General features: G+C 71.3%; 14 protein-coding genes and 5 pseudogenes. 9 read left to right on the top strand and 10 right to left on the bottom strand.

Annotated elements, in window-relative coordinates; genetic code table 11:
• Nucleotides 1-150 precede the first annotated feature (150 nt).
• Complete coding sequence (locus ACFYW8_RS28570; protein WP_389082731.1) at nucleotides 151-1,035, top strand: slipin family protein; 885 nt, start codon at nucleotides 151-153, stop codon at nucleotides 1,033-1,035.
• A 309-nt stretch (nucleotides 1,036-1,344) separates the two neighbouring features.
• Here the strand turns inward: ACFYW8_RS28570 and ACFYW8_RS28565 are convergent.
• Nucleotides 1,345-1,467, bottom strand: a pseudogene (locus ACFYW8_RS28565) (transposase); the annotation flags it as partial.
• Between ACFYW8_RS28565 and ACFYW8_RS28560 the strand changes: the two are divergent.
• Nucleotides 1,426-1,671, top strand: a complete 246-nt coding sequence (locus ACFYW8_RS28560) for a hypothetical protein (protein WP_389082458.1) — start codon at nucleotides 1,426-1,428, stop codon at nucleotides 1,669-1,671. The pseudogene ACFYW8_RS28565 and the gene ACFYW8_RS28560 overlap by 42 nt on opposite strands.
• A 54-nt stretch (nucleotides 1,672-1,725) precedes the next feature.
• Here the strand turns inward: ACFYW8_RS28560 and ACFYW8_RS28555 are convergent.
• Nucleotides 1,726-1,980, bottom strand: a pseudogene (locus tag ACFYW8_RS28555) (DUF5906 domain-containing protein); the annotation flags it as partial.
• 145 nt (nucleotides 1,981-2,125) lie between these two features.
• Between ACFYW8_RS28555 and ACFYW8_RS28550 the strand changes: the two are divergent.
• The 3 genes and pseudogenes from ACFYW8_RS28550 to ACFYW8_RS28540 all read left to right on the top strand — a co-directional run.
• Nucleotides 2,126-2,317 (top strand): annotated as a pseudogene (locus tag ACFYW8_RS28550) (IS200/IS605 family accessory protein TnpB-related protein); the annotation flags it as partial.
• Nucleotides 2,318-2,323: 6 nt separating this feature from the next.
• Nucleotides 2,324-2,533, top strand: a pseudogene (locus ACFYW8_RS28545) (MarR family transcriptional regulator); the annotation flags it as partial.
• A 170-nt stretch (nucleotides 2,534-2,703) separates the two neighbouring features.
• Complete coding sequence (locus tag ACFYW8_RS28540) at nucleotides 2,704-3,564, top strand: alpha/beta fold hydrolase (RefSeq protein ID WP_365876816.1); 861 nt, start codon at nucleotides 2,704-2,706, stop codon at nucleotides 3,562-3,564.
• Between the two features lie 157 nt (nucleotides 3,565-3,721).
• Here the strand turns inward: ACFYW8_RS28540 and ACFYW8_RS28535 are convergent, their stop codons facing one another.
• The gene (locus ACFYW8_RS28535; RefSeq protein ID WP_389082450.1) at nucleotides 3,722-4,798 is read right to left on the bottom strand and encodes a lytic polysaccharide monooxygenase; all 1,077 of its coding nucleotides are present in this window, start codon (nucleotides 4,796-4,798) and stop codon (nucleotides 3,722-3,724) included.
• 193 nt (nucleotides 4,799-4,991) lie between these two features.
• On the opposite strand from ACFYW8_RS28535, the gene ACFYW8_RS28530 reads away from it, so the two are divergent.
• Nucleotides 4,992-5,474: a GNAT family N-acetyltransferase gene (locus ACFYW8_RS28530; protein ID WP_365876812.1), complete on the top strand. Its 483-nt coding sequence runs from the start codon at nucleotides 4,992-4,994 to the stop codon at nucleotides 5,472-5,474.
• Between the two features lie 117 nt (nucleotides 5,475-5,591).
• Here ACFYW8_RS28530 and ACFYW8_RS28525 read toward each other — a convergent pair whose 3' ends face one another.
• Nucleotides 5,592-5,726 carry a hypothetical protein gene (locus ACFYW8_RS28525; RefSeq protein WP_263974428.1) on the bottom strand — a complete coding sequence of 45 codons (135 nt, stop codon included), beginning with the start codon at nucleotides 5,724-5,726 and terminating at the stop codon, nucleotides 5,592-5,594.
• A 164-nt stretch (nucleotides 5,727-5,890) separates the two neighbouring features.
• On the opposite strand from ACFYW8_RS28525, the pseudogene ACFYW8_RS28520 reads away from it, so the two are divergent.
• Nucleotides 5,891-6,510: pseudogene (locus tag ACFYW8_RS28520) on the top strand (class I SAM-dependent methyltransferase).
• A 257-nt stretch (nucleotides 6,511-6,767) separates the two neighbouring features.
• Here ACFYW8_RS28520 and ACFYW8_RS28515 read toward each other — a convergent pair.
• On the bottom strand, nucleotides 6,768-7,268 hold the full coding sequence (locus ACFYW8_RS28515; RefSeq protein WP_389082439.1) for a DUF402 domain-containing protein: 501 nt from the start codon (nucleotides 7,266-7,268) through the stop codon (nucleotides 6,768-6,770).
• Complete coding sequence (locus tag ACFYW8_RS28510; protein WP_389082434.1) at nucleotides 7,249-8,178, bottom strand: GNAT family N-acetyltransferase; 930 nt, start codon at nucleotides 8,176-8,178, stop codon at nucleotides 7,249-7,251. Before ACFYW8_RS28510 ends, ACFYW8_RS28515 begins: the two co-directional genes overlap by 20 nt.
• 95 nt (nucleotides 8,179-8,273) lie before the next feature.
• Between ACFYW8_RS28510 and ACFYW8_RS28505 the strand changes: the two genes are divergently transcribed.
• A complete protein-coding gene (locus tag ACFYW8_RS28505) occupies nucleotides 8,274-8,648 on the top strand; it encodes a GntR family transcriptional regulator (protein WP_365876805.1) in 375 nt (124 codons plus the stop codon).
• A 231-nt stretch (nucleotides 8,649-8,879) separates the two neighbouring features.
• On the opposite strand, the gene ACFYW8_RS28500 is transcribed toward ACFYW8_RS28505, so the two are convergent.
• A complete protein-coding gene (locus ACFYW8_RS28500) occupies nucleotides 8,880-9,974 on the bottom strand; it encodes a DUF5925 domain-containing protein (RefSeq protein ID WP_389082426.1) in 1,095 nt (364 codons plus the stop codon).
• A gap of 417 nt (nucleotides 9,975-10,391) precedes the next feature.
• Between ACFYW8_RS28500 and ACFYW8_RS28495 the strand changes: the two genes are divergently transcribed.
• Complete coding sequence (locus ACFYW8_RS28495) at nucleotides 10,392-11,198, top strand: SGNH/GDSL hydrolase family protein (RefSeq protein WP_365876801.1); 807 nt, start codon at nucleotides 10,392-10,394, stop codon at nucleotides 11,196-11,198.
• A 90-nt stretch (nucleotides 11,199-11,288) separates the two neighbouring features.
• On the opposite strand, the gene ACFYW8_RS28490 is transcribed toward ACFYW8_RS28495, so the two are convergent.
• Genes ACFYW8_RS28490 through ACFYW8_RS28480 form a run of 3 tightly spaced genes read right to left on the bottom strand, consistent with a single transcriptional unit; the run spans nucleotide 11,289 to nucleotide 16,486 of the window.
• The gene (locus ACFYW8_RS28490; RefSeq protein ID WP_389082419.1) at nucleotides 11,289-12,935 is read right to left on the bottom strand and encodes a serine/threonine-protein kinase; all 1,647 of its coding nucleotides are present in this window, start codon (nucleotides 12,933-12,935) and stop codon (nucleotides 11,289-11,291) included.
• Between the two features lie 45 nt (nucleotides 12,936-12,980).
• Nucleotides 12,981-14,897 carry a sulfite exporter TauE/SafE family protein gene (locus ACFYW8_RS28485; RefSeq protein ID WP_389082413.1) on the bottom strand — a complete coding sequence of 639 codons (1,917 nt, stop codon included), beginning with the start codon at nucleotides 14,895-14,897 and terminating at the stop codon, nucleotides 12,981-12,983.
• The gene (locus ACFYW8_RS28480; protein ID WP_389082408.1) at nucleotides 14,894-16,486 is read right to left on the bottom strand and encodes a tetratricopeptide repeat protein; all 1,593 of its coding nucleotides are present in this window, start codon (nucleotides 16,484-16,486) and stop codon (nucleotides 14,894-14,896) included. The genes ACFYW8_RS28485 and ACFYW8_RS28480 overlap by 4 nt, the downstream gene beginning before the upstream one ends.
• Nucleotides 16,487-16,589: the final 103 nt, after the last annotated feature.

The following is a 16,589-nucleotide window of genomic DNA, read 5'->3' as shown; positions in this document are numbered from 1 at the left end:
TCCGCGCGACCGGACACGCAGCAGGCAGGCAGGCGAGCCCCCGCACCCAACCGGCGTGCGGGGGCTCGCTCTTGTTCCGGTGCCGGGGTTACCTTCGAAGCGCACGCTGTACACGCCCGATGCGCCCACGCCGGACCCTGGGGGGCCGTGATGGTCGAAGAACTGGTGGCGGCGGGAGTCTCCGTCGTGTCCGTGGGGCTGGTCTACACGATGGCCGCCGCCCGGGTCGTCAAACAGTACGAACGGGGCGTGGTGCTGCGGCTGGGCAAGCTGCGCTCCGAGGTGCGCGGCCCCGGGTTCACCATGGTCGTGCCGTTCGTGGATCGGCTGCGCAAGGTCAACATGCAGATCGTGACCCTGCCCGTCCCGGCCCAGGAGGGCATCACCCGGGACAACGTCACGGTCCGCGTCGACGCGGTCGTGTACTTCCGGGTGGTGGACGCGGCGAACGCGATCATCCAGGTCGAGGACTACCGCTTCGCGGTCTCCCAGATGGCACAGACCTCGCTCCGGTCGATCATCGGCAAGAGCGACCTGGACGATCTGCTGTCCAACCGCGAAAAGCTCAACCAGGGACTGGAGTTGATGATCGACAGTCCGGCGATCGGCTGGGGTGTGCAGATCGACCGGGTCGAGATCAAGGACGTGTCGCTGCCGGAGACCATGAAACGGTCCATGGCCCGGCAGGCCGAGGCCGACCGTGAGCGCAGGGCCCGGATCATCAACGCGGACGCGGAGCTGCAGGCGTCCAAGAAGCTCGCGGAGGCCGCCGAGGTGATGTCGGAGCAGCCGGCGGCGCTCCAACTGCGCCTGCTGCAGACGGTGGTGGCCGTCGCGGCCGAGAAGAACTCCACACTCGTCCTGCCCTTCCCGGTGGAGTTGCTGCGATTCCTGGAACGGGCCCAGCAGCCGACTGTGCCCGAGCGGGCGCCCGATCTTCAACAGGCGGCGGTGCCTCAACCGGCGGCCGTGCCTCAGGAGCCGGCCGATCCTCAACAGGAGGCCGCGCCCGAGCGGTCGGCCGCGCCCGAGTAGTCCGTCGGCCTGCGAGGGTCGGTCGGCCCGCGGGGGTCGGTCGTGGCGACGGCCGTTCCGACGGCCGGACCGGGCGCGGGCGAAGTCCGGCCCGCATGTGACCGGACCGGGGACACCTGTCTCTCTGGGCACCGTTTCGGCCTGGATATCGGCGGTCATCATGCGCGGATCGACTCGGCCCTCGACCCGGAACGGCGGCACCAGGGGCGGGGGCGTCCACACCGGCTGGCCCGTGTTGGGAAGGGCCGCCATGATCTGATTCCAGACGCCCACCTCGGCCCACCGCTTGTAGCGGCTGTGCAGACCGCCCCGGGTGCCGAAGCGCTTGGGCAGGTCGAACCACAGCGTCCCCGTGCGCGCCTTGTAGAGGATGCCGTTCACCATCGCGCGGTGGTCGTTGAAGCGGTGGTTCGGCGGCTCCCATGCCTTGATGACCGGCTCGATCAGCGCGTAAGCCTCGTCGGTCAGCTCATCAGGCACCAACCGGTCGTTGTCCTTGAACCACTGGGCCAGCGAGCACGGCTTGCCAAGCCGGGGCTTCGGGATCGGGCCCGTGATGGTGACGCGCACGTCCAGCAGGCCGAGCACCTCGGCTTGATGCGTGAGGTCCAGGTGCTGGCCGCCTGCCTCGAATGAGGGAAGTTCGTTCGACATCAACATCACTCGCGCCGGAATCCGGCCGATCCACGGCTCACGATTCTCGCGGTCATCGGTCGGCACGCCCTGACCGATCACAGACAGCAGACGCTCAAGGATGATGTCGCGATCCCGGCTGGGAGAACGGGCGTCGTCGATAACCGCGATCGACTTGCCGATCAGCGACTGAAGGCCGAAATTCTGGGACAGGCTCGACAGGGTCGGGCCCGCCATGTTCTGGTAGCCGACCAGCGCTTCGAGCACGGCGGCGATGCTGCCTTTTCCGGACCGGGGCGGACCGATCAGCATCAGCGCCTTCTGAAGGTCAGTCTGACCCGAAAGCACGTAGCCGAACCACTCCTGCAGTGCTTCGACCGACTCCTTGTCGTCCGGCCACACAGGGTCCAGGAACTTCAAGAACTCCATCGGGGGCTCGTCGGCCTCCTCGTAGTCGTATCGGACCGTCCAGGCCCGACCGGAAGTCCTGGGGCGTGAGGAAACCCGCCCCCGCATCCCCGGACCACGGACACGATCCGTGCCGCCCGGACGCGGAGCGAACGCGGGCGACCAGGACGCCCAGCACCGTCCGGGGCGTTCGGCCGAGCACGGGTTCTGGCAGCAGGACTCACTCCCGCTCAGTCTCTAGGAACGGTATGTCGAGCGGCGGCCGCATCCCGGCGACGCGCGGGCCAGGCTCGTCGTGCTCACCGAGCTCGGGTGGGCGTGCACCCGAGCGGCGGAGGAGGCCGCCGCGGATGCCGTGCGGGTGTGGGCCGATGTGCTGGGGGAGGGCGAAATGCGCGCGTTGTATACGCGTTTGGTGAGCATCGCGCCGTACGGTCCCATCAGGCCCGCCTGGTGACGGTCGGTCGACCAGGGCGATCGATCCGGTTATCACTGGAAGTTTTTACTGACGCGTAACTTCACACGACTGCTACTCGCCCGTAACTTGACGGGTGAACAGCATGCTCGTGATCCGGATCACAGGGCGTACACCCCCACAACTCCCTTGAGCCGCAAGGAGATCACTCGATGCTGCCCTGGAAGCGAGTGCTCAGACCCCTGGCCGCGCTGATCCTGACCGCCACGGTCGCGGTCGTCCCCGCCGCCACAGCACAAGCTGATTCCGCCCCCAGCAGTGGCTGGAACAACTACTCCTGCAAGCCGTCCGCCGCGCATCCCCGCCCCGTCGTCCTCGTCCACGGAACCTTCGGGAACTCCATCGACAACTGGCTGGCCCTCGCGCCCTACCTGACCAGCCGCGGGTACTGCGTCTTCTCCCTCGACTACGGACAGCTGCCCGGGGTCCCCCTCTTCAACGGCCTCGGCCCCATCGACCAGTCGGCCGCACAGCTCCAGGTCTTCGTCGACAAGGTGCTCGCCGCGACCGGCGCCGCCAAGGCCGACCTGGTGGGCCACTCGCAGGGCGGCATGATGCCCCGCTACTACCTCAAGTTCCTCGGCGGAGCCGCCAAGGTGAACGCCCTCGTCGCTCTCGCCCCCGACAACCACGGCACGAGCCTCAACGGACTCACCAAGCTGCTCCCGTACTTCCCGGGCGCGGAGGACCTGCTGTCCACGGCGACCCCGGGACTCGCGGACCAGATCGCCGGCTCCGCCTTCCTGACCAAGCTCAACGCGGGTGGCGACACCGTCCCCGGCGTCCACTACACGGTCATCGCCACCAGCCACGACGAGGTGGTCACGCCGTACGACTCCGGGTTCCTGAGCGGATCCGACGTCCACAACGTCCTGTTGCAGAACCTGTGCGGGCTCGACCTCTCCGAGCACGTGGCCATCGGGATCTTCGACCGGATCGCGTACCACGAGGTGGCGAACGCGCTCGACCCGGCACACGCCTCCGCCACCACCTGCGCGTCCGTGTTCAGCTGACCGGCTCGGCGGACCACTCGTCCATGGTGGTCCGCCCGGGCATACCGGCGTGATCGTCGGTCCGTCCGCGTTCCGAACGTATGCGGAACGCGGACGGCCGATCACGCCGCCGGGGGCTGTCCGGCCTGAGCCGCCGGTCAGCCCCCGGAGTCGTCCCCTAGCGGCCGCGCCGGCCGTCCGGCGTCGCGCGCCGTCGCACCGAGGCGAACAGGGCCGCGGCACCGAGCGCCAGGGCGGCGGCACCGCCGATCGCGACGTACGAGGTGGAGGAGTCGCCGCCGGTCTCGGCGAGGCTCCGGGAGGAACCGGCGGCCTCCGGCACGTTCCCCGCGGAGTCCGCGGGGTCCGCGGAGTTCGCGGCGGCCTGGGCGTCCTCGGCCGTCTTGGCGTCCGCGGTGGTCCCGGTGTCCTCGGCGGCTCCGGCCGCGCTCGCGGCCGGAGCCGCCGACGTACCGGCGTCGTCGTCACCGTGGCCGTGGTGCTCCACGGTCGACTTGTGGCTGCCGTCCTCGATCTGCTGCTCGGACGGCGCGGAGGCGCTCGGCGCGGGAGACGCTCCACCGCCGGTGCTCCTGCCGCCGCCCGCGTCGGCGCCGCTGCCGCCGAACGCGACGTCGGAGCAGGAGTAGAAGGCCTCCGGGCTGTCCGAGCGCTGCCAGACCGCGTACAGGAGCTGCTTGCCGGAGCGCTCCGGGAGCGTGCCGGAGAACGTGTAGAAGCCGCCCGAGGCCGCCGGGTCGGTGACCGTCGCGACCGGGTGGGCCAGGTCCAGGTCGCCCCAGGCCAGCGGCTGCGAAGGGTCGTAACCCGCCTTCGTGATGTAGACCTTGAACGTGCCCTTGTGCGGGGCGGTCACCCGGTACTTGAAGGTGTACGAGCCGCTGCTCACGCTCGTCGCCGGCCAGTCGGAGCGCGCCAGGTCGAGTCCCTTGAACTCGGTATTGCCGGCGCTGCACAGCTTGCCGTCCGGGATCAGCGCCTGGTGCCGCCCGCTCGCGTCGCCGATGCGGATGCCGTTCCAGTCGTAGAGCGCCTGGGTGCCGCCCGCCGCGACGGCCGCCTTGCAGGCATCGGACCCGGGGTTCTCCGGACCCTCCGCGTAACACTGGGCCACGCGGCTCACCGGGTCCCCCATCGAGCCGTGCGCCGAGGCGGGCGCGGCGGCCAGCGCGGACAGGGCGAGCGGGGCGATGCCGAGGACGGCGACGCCGGCGGCCTTGCGGCGTGCGGACATGGGGGAACTCCTCGAACGGTCCTGGTGCGTGGGGTGAGTCCGCACGGCGTTCCGTGCGGGATCCCGTGGGGGGGTGATCAGAAAGCTAGCCCCAGGAAGCCGTGGAATCGCCTGCTGGAGGCGGGTGACGGAGATCCTTATGGCGCCGTTAAGGGAGTGCTGAGGCTGCGATCAGGTAGGTAGCGTGCGGGGCATGGAAGACATGTCCGAGGGGTTCGGGGAGCTGTCCGAGAGGTTCGGAGTGCGGGTTGCCGTCGCCGCCGACGTGCCCGTCGTGAAGGCCGTGATCGACGCCGCGTTCCAGCCCTACGTGGAGCGCATCGGGCTCGTTCCGCTGCCCATGCATGCGGACCACGCGGCGAATGCGGCGGCGGGGCGGGTGTTCGTCACGGGGGAGCCGGTGACGGGACTCGTGGTTCTCGAGGAGCGCGCGGACCATCTGTACCTCGACATCATCGCGGTCCGCCCCGATGCCCATGGCCAGGGCATCGGGGGACGGCTCCTGCGTTTCGTGGACGCCTGCGCGCGGGCGCTCGGGCTGGACGAGATCAGGCTCTGCACGAACGCGATGATGTGGGAGAACCAGAAGCTCTACCCGAAGTTCGGGTACGAGGCGTTCGAGCGGCGCGCGGACGGACCGTACGACCGGATCCACTACCGCAAGCGGCTGGTCTGACGCCCGACCGTCGTGAGCGGCCCGCACCGGCACCTGTTGACCGCAAGCCGTCGACGGCTGTGCACGGCAAGCCGGTGATCCGACGGTACGTGCCCGTAGGCCGTGGGGCGCGGCGGCTCAGCCGTCCGGCCACCAGGTGCGCGCGATGTCCTTCCGGACCTCCGGGCGCTCGGCGGGGCGCTCGTCGGGCTCGTCCCTCACACGGCGGGAGTCCGACTTCCTCAGGGGCTTCTGCACGGTCACACGGCGCATGGCTGCCTCCTTGGCGTCTACCGGATTCCGCGGTTGTACGGAGGTAGACCCTTTCGGGGAGAGTTCCTCATCGGTCGCGATCTGTCTGTGGTGGCGGTCACCCATCGTCCGTCGTGGTGGACACCCGTCGACTGTCGGTGGCGGGTGTCACCCTGGAGCGCGTGATGAGTAACAGTGGCATGAATCCAGGGGCGGGCGTCGACTGGGACGCGGAATCCGGCACCTTCGACGAAGAGCCCGACCACGGTCTGCGCGACCCCGTGGTCCGCGGTGCCTGGGTGGAGCGGCTGCGGGACTGGCTGCCCGGGCGGGCCGGCGATGTGCTCGACGTGGGCTGCGGAACCGGCAGCCTGTCGCTCATCGCGTCCGAGCGCGGGCACCGGGTCACCGGGGTCGACCTCTCGCCGCGCATGATCGGCCTCGCCCGCGCCGAGCCGGCCGGACGTGACGCGGTGTTCCTCGTCGGTGACGCGGTGGCACCGCCCGTCGGCGAGCAGCGCTTCGACGTCCTGCTCGGTCGCCATGTGCTGTGGGCGCTGCCCGATCCCGAGCGCGTGCTGCGGCACTGGCGCGGACTTCTGCGCCCGGAAGGGCGGCTGGTGCTCGTCGAGGGCGTGTGGGGAACCTGAGTCCGGTCGGTATATCCGCCGAGCGGATGACCACCCTGCTCCGGCCTCTGGTGCCCGACGCCGCCGACCTGCGCGTCGAGCCGCTGTCGGCCGACGCACGGCTGTGGGGGCGGGACGTCGAAGACGAGCGGTACGCCGTGGTGGCCCGATTCTGAGAGGTGCCACCCTCAGGGGCGCTTCGGGGAGGGAACGCTTCGGGGAGGGGACGCGCCCCTGACAGTGGTGCCCCCTGAGCGGGTGCTCCGGTGGGATGCTCCGAAGGGCTGCTCCGAGGGGCTGCTCAGAACAGGCGGCACCACGGGCCGACGCTGCCCGGCGTGCCGCACGGGCCGACGCCGCCCGGCGTGCCGCACGGGCCGACGCCGTCCCTGCGCAGTGATGGTCGCCGCCCCCTCGTCCTGCCGGCACCCGCCTACACCAGCAGTTCTTCGAAGCCGCCCTCGCGGGCCAGGTGTTCGAGGTCGTCCAGGGCCTTTTCGGCGGCGGCCGCGGCGACCGGGTCGGTGGCCGCGAGACCGCTCTGCGCGAACTCGTCCTCGTCCAGGCGCAGTACGTCCGTGCCGTCGGCCGAGAGCCACAGGTCCAGGTCGAGATCCTCGACGACCAGCCGTCCCGCGGAGACGGTGGCCGGGCGGGTGATGTCGCAGTACCAGCCCTTGCGTACGCCCGCGGCGTCCCGGACCTCCTTCACCGCGTACCAGCGGTCCCGCCAGTAGTACTCGGTGAAGACATCGCCCTTCTCGAACCGTACGAAGCCGAAGTCGCGGACGCTGTCGCCCGCCCAGGGTGCGCGCACGACCACCCGGATGCCGTCGTCGGCGAGCAGCTCGGCCGGATAACTGATCTTCGTGCGGCCTGCCTTGACGAGTACGATCTCCAACGAGCCAGGCCGGTCAGCCGAGGTCACGGACATACTTCACCTCCGTCGCGCAGATTTCATAGCCGAACCATTTGTTGATCGCCAGCATCGGCTCGTTGCCGGCGTCGTTGCCCGTGAACGCGTCCGTGAACCCGGCCGCGCGGGCCCGGTGCAGCGAATGGTTCTTGGCGAGTTTGGCGAGGCCCCGGCCCCGGAAGGCGCGGTCGGTGCCCGTCATCACCGTGGCGTAGCGGGTGCCGCTGTCGGTACGGGCCGCGCTGAAGGCCGCCGGGCGGCCGTCGACGAGTGCGACGGAGGTGAGCTCATGGCTCAGGAGCGGGTGGCGCCAGGTCTCCGTCAGCCAGGCCTCGTAGTCCGTGAACTCGCGGTCGATGTCACTCGGTTCGTCGAGGAGCGTCGCCGCGTCCAGTCTGAACAGTGGCCGAGGGGCATCCGCGAAGTCCGCTCCCGTGCGCAACTCCACGCCGGGCGGCTGGGGTTGGAGGGGTGGCAGAGTGCCGTTCGCCAGGTCGAGACGGAGGAAGTGCGCGGAGCGGACCGCGCGGTAGCCCCGCTGCTCCGCGAAGGCGCGGTTCGCGGGCGAGTCCAGCACCCAGGAGTGCAGCCGGGTCGCGCCCAGGGCGACGAGCTGTTCCTCGGCGGCGCGGGCCAGCAGCGAACCCGCGCCGCGTCCCGTGCGCTCCGGGTGCACATAGATGTTGACCTCTGCCTGGCCGGGCTCCGGGCTGTCGTGCACGAGGCCCACCTGCGCGGTGCCGATCAGCGCGCCGTGCTCCTCGGCCAGCAACGGCCTGTAGTGGGAGTCGGGATGGGCCCTCTCCAGGTCGTAGGCGACGGACTCGGCGGTGAAGAGCATGAATGGGAGAGCCTGGTGACGGAGGCGGGCGAAGCCCGCGGCGTCCGCCGGGTCCCCGCGCCGCAGTTCGCGAACGATCACGGTCATGGCATCGCACGCTACGCGGGGGCCGCGTGCGGATGCCTCTCATTTTCCGGCGGGTACGGAAGGATCGCTTTCCGCGGGTACGGGACAATCGCCCCGTGACCCTGAAGATCCGCATCGCAGAGGGGGCCGCGCCGTACGAGCAGGTGCGCGCCCAGGTTTCCGAGCAGGCCCGGTCCGGCGCGCTGCCGGTCGGCTACAAGCTGCCCACGGTACGGGGGCTGGCCGAGTCGCTCGGCCTCGCGGCCAACACCGTCGCCAAGGCCTACCGTGCCCTCGAGTCGGACGGGGTGATCGAGACGCGGGGCCGTAACGGTACGTTCGTGGCCGCCGCCGGGGACGCCGCGTCACGCGAGGCCGCGTCCGCCGCGCAGGCCTACGCCGAGCGCGTGCGACGACTCGGCCTGGCCGAGAACGCGGCCCTGGACGCCGTACGGGACGCACTGAGGGCGGCCTACGAGGACGGCGCCTAGCCACCCCGGGCACCAGCCGGGGCCGCCGGCACCGGCCCACCCGCCGGGGCTTGGCCTGGCCCGAGGGACCCGCCCCCGGCACCGGTGGCCGTCCGTTCCCGGCATCAGCCGGGCGCCCCTCGGGGCATCAGCCGCGGCCCGTTCCCGGCGCCCGTGGCCGCCCGCTTCCGAGACCAGCCGGCGCCCGCCCCCGGCACCACCCGGCGCCCACCCGGGGCACCGGCCGGTCGCCTACAGGTACAGTCCCGCGTCCGCGCCCTCGCGTTGGTCCGGTACCGAGGTGGGGGTCGTCCCGCGGCGCAGTGCGTACAGCTCCGCGAGGGTCGCGCCCTCGCGTGAGACGCCTTCCTCGGTGCCCAGCCAGCCCACCGACTCGCGGCGGGTGAGCGGCCCGACCTCGATCCGGGCGAGGCAGCGGCCGGGGCGGACGACGGCGGGGTGGAGGCGCTCCAGGTCCTCGTTCGTCGTGACGCCCACGAGGACGTTGCGGCCCTGGCCGAGCAGGCCGTCGGTGAGGTTGAGCAGCCGGGAGAGTGCCTGGCCCGCGGTGTGCTTCGCCTCGCCGCGGATCAGTTCGTCGCAGTCCTCGAGAAGCAGGAGCCGCCAGCGCCCCTTGCCGGTGCCGTCCTCCTCGCCGATCGCGATGTCCATCAGATAGCCGACGTCGGAGAAGAGCCGCTCGGGGTCCAGCACGCAGTCCACCTGGCACCAGTCGCGCCAGGAACGGGCCAGCGTGCGCAGGGCGGAGGTCTTGCCGGTGCCGGGCGGACCGTGGAGCAGCAGCAGCCGGCCCGCGATGTCCTCCGGGGTGGTCTTCATCAGCCGGTCCATGGCTTCGGCCACCGGTGCCGTGTAGTTGGCCCGGACCTCCTCCCACGTACCCGCCGAGATCTGCCGGGTCGTGCGGTGCGGTCCCCGGCGCGGCGACACGTACCAGAAGCCCATCGTCACGTTCTCCGGCTGGGGCTCCGGCTCGTCCGCCGCGCCGTCCGTGGCCTGCTTCAGCACCTTCTCGGCCAGCTCGACGCTGGTCGCGGTCACCGTGATGTCGGCACCCCGGTTCCAGCGGGACACCAGCAGGGTCCAGCCGTCGCCCTCCGCCAGGGTGGCGCTGCGGTCGTCGTCGCGCGCGGAGCGCAGCACCCGGGCGCCCGGGGGGAGCAGGGTGGCCCCGGACCGTACGCGGTCGATGTTCGCCGCGTGCGAGTGCGGCTGCTCGCCCGTCGCGAAGCGACCGAGGAACAGCGCGTCGACGACGTCCGACGGTGAGTCGCTGTCGTCGACGTTGAGCCTGATCGGCAGAGCGTCGTGTGGGTTCGCAGACATGCCGCCATGATCTGTCACAAGGGCGCCCCGTGCACCCGGTTTCCACGGTGCGTCGCGTGTGTCGCGCGCGGTCCCGCTCTTCCGGTGTATTTCCCTCCGTCGCGTTGCGGGCCTGGACACGCGCTTGCGGAGTTGCCGTCGGCCTTCGGTAACGACTCTGCCGATCAAGAGAGTTGAGGGCCGCGAACGGCCTCGCAGCGCCACGCGCATGACGCGGGACGCCCCCTGGGGGAGTCGACGGGCAGACGTCCCGCGTCATCCGGCTGTCATCAAACTGTCATGGACATGTAGCGGAATATGTGATGAACGGGGTCGTATCCGGCGGTTGATGCCTAAGAGTCTTGGCATGGACACTTCCTGTCAACATGCGTAGCTGCTACCAAAGTTGTGGCAGAGATCCTGCTAAAGGGAGGTTCCATGAGACGTCCCAGAATTTCGGCACACGTGACCTCACTCCTCCTCGCCCTCGGCCTCGCCCTCACCGGGGCAGCCGCGGCGCAGGCGCAAACCGCGGCGGCCACCGGCTATGTGGCCCTCGGTGACTCCTATTCCTCCGGTGTCGGCGCCGGGAGCTACATCAGTTCCAGCGGCTCCTGCGACCGCAGCACGAAGGCGTACCCCTATCTGTGGAACGCCGCGCATTCACCCTCGTCATTCGACTTCACCGCTTGCTCGGGTGCTCGTACGGGTGATGTCACGGCGAATCAGCTCGGCCCGCTCAGCTCCTCCACGGGCCTCGTCTCGATCACCATCGGCGGCAACGACGCCGGCTTCTCCGACGTCATGACGACCTGTGTCCTGCAGTCCGAGAGCACCTGCCTCGCACGCATCGCCACGGCGAAGGCGTACGTCGACTCCACACTCCCCGGCAACCTCGACTCCGTCTACTCGGCGATCAGCGCGAAGGCCCCGGCCGCCCATGTGGTCGTCATCGGCTACCCCCGCTTCTACAAGCTCAACGGCAGCTGCCTGACCGGACTCTCGGACACCGAACGGTCCGCGATCAACGGCGCGGCCGACTATCTGGACAGCGCGATCGCCAAGCGCGCGGGCGCCCACGGCTTCACCTTCGCCGATGTCAGGGGCAACTTCACCGGCCACGAGATCTGCTCCGGTGACGCCTGGCTGCACAGCCTGAACTGGCTGGACATCGGCGAGTCGTACCACCCGACCGCGGCCGGCCACTCCGGTGGCTATCTGCCGGCGTTCTCCGGAGCCGTCTGACCTCCGGGCCCCACTCCCGGAACCCTTCGAGAAAGCACCCGTCCCGCCGAGGGAGAACGTCGGCCCCGCCGAGGGACGTCGCCAGCCCCGTCAAGGGGATGCGGATACGGATGCGGAGGCCCCGTCCGTCGGGGTCTCCGTCGCACAAGTGATGGTGAAAGGAACGGAGTTGGAGGTCGCGCGGACCGGGCTGCGCACCTCCACACTGATCGCGTTGGCGAACTCCCCGCTCGTGTCGTACGTCGTCGCCACTACCGTCTTCTGCTGCGTTCTGCCGCCACCCGCCGGGAACGAGAGCGTCTTCCAGTTCGGATCGGTCACGTCACCGGTCTTCGTCACCCAGCGGTACTCGACATCCACCGGAACGCGGCCCACCGTGAAGGTCACCGTGAACGAGGGAGCCTCCGTGCCGGGCGGCGGACAGGTGCCCTTGTAGTCCGTGTGGTGACCCGACACCGTCACCTGCACGGACTGTGCGGGCGGAGCGGTCGTCGAACCACCGCCCCCGGGAGCGCTGCTGGAGGGGCTCCCGCCGCCGGTCGCACCGGCGGCGGCACTCTCGCTCTTCCCGCCCGAGGTCCCACCGCCGTCAGTGGTGTTGCCGGTGCCCCCGCCGCTGCTGTTCCCCTGCCCGCTGTTTCCGGCGTTCCCGTTGTCGTGGTTCAGCAGGGCGTACGTCAGCCCGCCCAGGGCGAGCGCCAGCGCGACCACGCCCGCGATCAGGGCGACGGCGGCGCGGCGACTGCGGTCGGGCTCCGCCGTGGAGGTGGCCGAGGGCATGGTCGCGGGAGGCGGACCGAACCCCCGGGGCGGTGTCGGCGAGGCCGGCGGCGGCTGGTTGAACGCCACGACCGTGGGCGCGCCGGAGGAGGTCGGAGGCGCGGCGCCCATCGGCCGCGTGGGCGCCGTACCACCCGCCGCGACCACGCGCAGCTGATGCTCGGCCGACTCCGCGCTCGTCCGCTCGGCCGGGTCCTTGGCGAGCAGCCCCTCGATGACGGGGGCGAGCGGACCGGCGCGACGGGGCACCGGCAGCGGTTCGTCGACGATGGCCCGCAGTGTGCTGAGCGGAGTGTTCTGCCGGAAGGGCGAGTTGCCCTCGGCCGCCGCGTACAGCAGCACCCCGAGCGACCACAGATCCGACTCGGGCCCGGGGGTGCGCCCCAACGCCCGCTCCGGGGCCAGGAATTCGGGCGAACCGATGACCTCGCCCGTCATGGTGAGCGCGGAGCTGCCCTCGACCGTCGCGATCCCGAAGTCCGTCAGGACGACCCGGCCGTCGTTCGCCATCAGGACGTTGCCCGGCTTCACGTCCCGGTGCAGGACTCCCGCCTCGTGCGCGGCACGCAGCGCGGCGAGCACCTCGGCGCCGATGTGGGCGGCGCGCTGCGGCGCCAACGGCCCCTCGGCGTCCAGCAGATCGGAGAGGGCGATGCCGCGGATCAGCTCCATCACGATCCAGGGCCGGCCTTCCTCCATGGCCACGTCGTACACCGTCACCACGTTGCGGTTGGAGATACGGGCGGCCGCCCACGCCTCCCGCTCCAGGCGCGCGTACATCCGCTCGACCTCGGACGCCAAAAGCCCGGCCGGGGCGCGGACCTCCTTCACGGCGACCTCGCGTTGCAGTACTTCGTCGCGGGCGCGCCACACCGTTCCCATACCGCCTTCGCCCAAGGGCGAGAGCAGCCGGTAGCGCCCCGCGATCACACGTTCACTGCCCGGATCTTCGGACACGTGCGTCCCCCATTCGCATCCGCGCGATTTCTCCCCAAAAGTAGCTCAGCCGAGTACGGATGCCGCCCCCTTGAGCACCAATCCGGCCCCAAGGGCTACGACGATCAACGCCGATCCCAGGGGTGCGGTCCTGCGGACCAGGAGTACGACGCGCCCTTCGGCCCACCGCCGGCGCCCGGCCAGGGCCCGGTCGACCCCGGCGCCGAGCTTGACGACGGCGAATCCGGCCGCCGTCAGCGTCAGGGCGAGCCCGACGCCGTACGCCAGGACGAGAAGAAGGCCGAACCACGCCTGTCCGAGGGCCATGGCGCCCACGAGCACGACGACCGCCGACGGACTGGGGACCAGTCCGCCGGCGAAGCCGAGCAGGATCGTTCCGCGGACCGTGGGGGCGATCTCGTGGGTGTGGGTGAAACCGCCGTGAGTGTGTTCGAGGGCGGGGGAGTGGGGGGTGTTGCCCGAACGGTGGTCGTGGTCGTGCTCGTGCTCGTGGCCGTGATCACGGTCGTGCGGGTGCGGGTGCGGGTGCGGGTGCGGGTGGTCGTGGCGTTGGGGTGTGGTTGTGGTTGTGGTTTGCGTCGTAGCGGGGGCGCTGGTCGTGACGGACGCGGTGGCGTGAGCGAGCACCAGGGGGCGTACGGGGTGGTCGGCGTGCCGGTGCGGAGCGTCCGCGTGCTCGCCATCGTGCGCGTGGTCATGCCCGTGATCGTGCCCGTGATCGTGTGTGCGCGTGGGGGCGGGAGCGTGCTCGTGGTCGTGCGTGTGGCCCGGTCCGTGCTCGTGCGTGTGGTCATGGGCCGGAGCCCGGTCCCGGCCGTGCTCGTGCGCGTGGCCGTGCCCGTGAGCGGATTCGTGGGAGTGGTCGTGGTCGTGGGTGTGGCCCCGGTCGTGCGAATGTCCGTGGGCGTGCCCCTGGCCGTGTCCCGCGGGCCGGTTGCGCCAGGCCCGCCGCAGGAGCGTGGTGCCCGCCGCGGTGACCAGGACGCCGCTGGACACACCCAGCCAGGCGATCACGGAGGGCGTCGCCGCCGAGCCCGCGGTGACCAGCAGACCGAGCGCGACGACCCCGAGGGTGTGGGTCACCGTCACCGAGGCGGCCAGCGGCAGCACGTCCTTCAGCCGGGCCCTGCCCCCACGCGCCGCCGCCGTCGCGGCCATCAGGGTCTTGCCGTGGCCCGGCGCGAGCGCGTGCATCGCGCCCAGGCCGACGGCGATGACCAGGGCCAGCGCGGCGAAGCCGAACGTGAGGTCATGCCGGGCCACCAGGTTGTTCAGGGCCTGTGTCCAGCGGTCGGCGCCGCGCGGGAGCACGGAGGCCCCCGGAGCGTCGCGCCGCGCCTCGACGAGGGCGGGGCCGCCGGGGCGGATCCGCAGCGACGCGGTGGCGGTGTCGGCGGGCGAGGAGAGCAGCGCCTTGGGGTACACGGTCAGCTCCGCCGACACCGACTTCTTCGGCACGTCCGAGGAGGTCAGTGTCATCCGGTCACCGCGGGCGGTGATCTCGCGCCAGCCGGGGCCCCGGTCGGCGCCCGCGCTGTGGAACCCCACGGTGACCGTGCCCTTGCTCGGCAGGGGTGCCGTCAGCCGGCACTCCACGCGCAGGGTGTTGAGTCCGGCCTGCCCCGGCCGCAGGTGTGCCCGGCTCGCGCCCGCGGTGAGCGTGACCGTCCGCCCGCCGACGGTGACCTCGCTGCCGTGCGCGGCGGTCTCGCACCGCTGCCGGGCCCAGTCGGTCATACCCAGCCGCTTGATGTCCGGCTTGGCCTGGGTGGCGGGGATCTCGGCCAGGTCCTCGACGTGATCGACGCGCAACTGCCCCGGGGCGGCGACGAGTCCGTCGTACCGGTTGACGGTGAAGTTGCCGAGCGGATGCGCGCTCGCCTGCCCGGAGGGGACCAGCACGAGTGCGCAGGCCGCCGTCAGGATCGTGCCGCAGACGGCGAGGAGCCGCTGCGCCCTCACTGCGCGGCCGCCAGTGCCGTACGGGCCTTGCGGGCGCCCAGCGGTGAGAATCCCGGGTTCAGGTCCAGGGCCGCCTTCAGCGCGGTGCGGGCCTTGTCGGTGTGACCGGTGGCCTGCTCGATGACGCCGAGGTGGTAGAGGAAGGACGCGTTGCGGTAGCCCGTATCCGTGGCCCTGAGCGCGTACGGCAGGGCTTCCGCGTCGTGGCCCGACACGTGCAGTGCCCAGCCGAGCGCGTCCGCGGTGTGGACGGTGTGCCGCCGGGCCCACTCGGCGCGGGCCGCCTGCAGCGCGGCCTTGTGGTCGCCGTGGTCGGCGGCGGCCAGCGCGGTGTCGAGGTCGGCGTTCACGCCGTAGGCGTGGGCGAGGGAGATCCAGGCGTTCACCAGCGTGTACTGGTCGCGGGCCTTCTGAGCGTCGCCCGCCCCGCCACGGTCCTCGTACAACTCGCCCAGCTCGACCAGGGGTTGCGGAAGCGGGTAGCGCTGCACGACCTGCTCCATCCCTTCGATCGCCGCCGCGCGGTCACCCAGCGCGGCCTGGGTGCGGGCCCGGCCTTCGAGGGCGGGGAGATAGCTGTCGTCGGCGGCGAGCGCCCGCGCGTAGTACGTGAGGGCGGACTTGTACTCGCCCTGGCTCCAGGCGAGTTGGCCGAGCGCGGTCGTCACGTACGAGATGTCACCGCGGCTGGTCGCCGTCGCGAGCGCCTGCTGCAGGACCCTGCGTGCGGTCTTCACGTCGCCCCGCAGCTCGTGGACGTAGGCGTACCGGGTGAAGACGGGGACGCCCGGCCGCCGGGAGTCCGCCAGGTCGGCCGCCTTCGACGCCTCGTCGTAGCGGCCGAGTTCGACCAGTGCGTCGATACGGGAGGACAGCGCGCGCTCGCTGTAGGGGTTCTGCTTCAGTGCGAGGTCCGCGTACTTCAGGGCGTCGGCGAAGTCGTGCCGGGCGGCGGCCAGGGCGGCCCGCCCGGCGAGCGCGGGGTCGTAGTCGGGGCGCAGTCTCAGGGATCGGTTGAGTGCTTCCTGCGCCTGCGGATACCGCGAGGGATCGCCCTTGGTGCGGGCCTGTTCGACGTAGGCGAGGCCGAGCGTCGCCCAGCCGCCGAAGTCCTTGGGCTGAGTGCGCAGATGGTTCTGGAGGGAGAGGATGCTCGCGTCGAGGTCGCCGCTCGCGAGCAACTGCGGTGACACGCCGTTGGACACGGCCGCGACGGCGGGAGTCGTCGTACCGTCCCTCAGGGCTCCGAGCACCACCGCGCCCGCCGTCATGGCGACGGCCAACGCGGCAGCACAGAAGCCGAGTTGGGCGGCTCGCCAGCGACGCTGCGACTGCGACAGCCGGCGCACGGCGGCCACCCGCTCATCGGCCGTCTCCGCGACGCCCGCGGTGTCCTCGCCGGTGCCGACCGGAGCGGTGTCCTCGTCGGGCACGGCCCGCACGGTGTCCTCGTCGGGCACGGCCCGCACGGTGTCCTCGTCGGGCACGGCCCGCACGGTGTCCTCGTCGGGTGTGGCCCCCACGGTGCTTTCGTCGGGCGTGGCCTTCTCGGCGTCCGGCGTCGCGTTCTCGTTCGTACGCGGGGACATGCCCTCTCCTCAAAGTCCTGGGCGGAACGGTCGTTGTGGGGGTGGGGCGGCGCGGCCCGCACCGTGGGGGGTTGTGAAAGCGTGCGGGCCGCGCCAGTCGGTG

Origin of the sequence: Streptomyces sp. NPDC002742 (assembly GCF_042888885.1) — a bacterium.
Taxonomy (GTDB): Bacteria; Actinomycetota; Actinomycetes; order Streptomycetales; family Streptomycetaceae; genus Streptomyces.
Note: the sequence above shows the minus strand (reverse complement) of the source record. Positions and strands in the feature narration are given on the sequence as shown.

Excerpts from the sequence above, each read along its gene's own strand:
- ACFYW8_RS28570 (WP_389082731.1), top strand. The coding sequence starts at position 151 with ATGGTCGAAGAACTGGTGGCGGCGGGAGTCTCCGTCGTGTCCGTGGGG.
- ACFYW8_RS28540 (WP_365876816.1), top strand. The coding sequence starts at position 2,704 with ATGCTGCCCTGGAAGCGAGTGCTCAGACCCCTGGCCGCGCTGATCCTG.
- ACFYW8_RS28535 (WP_389082450.1), bottom strand. The coding sequence starts at position 4,798 with ATGTCCGCACGCCGCAAGGCCGCCGGCGTCGCCGTCCTCGGCATCGCC.
- ACFYW8_RS28530 (WP_365876812.1), top strand. The coding sequence starts at position 4,992 with ATGGAAGACATGTCCGAGGGGTTCGGGGAGCTGTCCGAGAGGTTCGGA.
- ACFYW8_RS28525 (WP_263974428.1), bottom strand. The coding sequence starts at position 5,726 with ATGCGCCGTGTGACCGTGCAGAAGCCCCTGAGGAAGTCGGACTCCCGC.
- ACFYW8_RS28515 (WP_389082439.1), bottom strand. The coding sequence starts at position 7,268 with ATGTCCGTGACCTCGGCTGACCGGCCTGGCTCGTTGGAGATCGTACTC.
- ACFYW8_RS28510 (WP_389082434.1), bottom strand. The coding sequence starts at position 8,178 with ATGACCGTGATCGTTCGCGAACTGCGGCGCGGGGACCCGGCGGACGCC.
- ACFYW8_RS28500 (WP_389082426.1), bottom strand. The coding sequence starts at position 9,974 with ATGTCTGCGAACCCACACGACGCTCTGCCGATCAGGCTCAACGTCGAC.
- ACFYW8_RS28495 (WP_365876801.1), top strand. The coding sequence starts at position 10,392 with ATGAGACGTCCCAGAATTTCGGCACACGTGACCTCACTCCTCCTCGCC.
- ACFYW8_RS28480 (WP_389082408.1), bottom strand. The coding sequence starts at position 16,486 with ATGTCCCCGCGTACGAACGAGAACGCGACGCCGGACGCCGAGAAGGCC.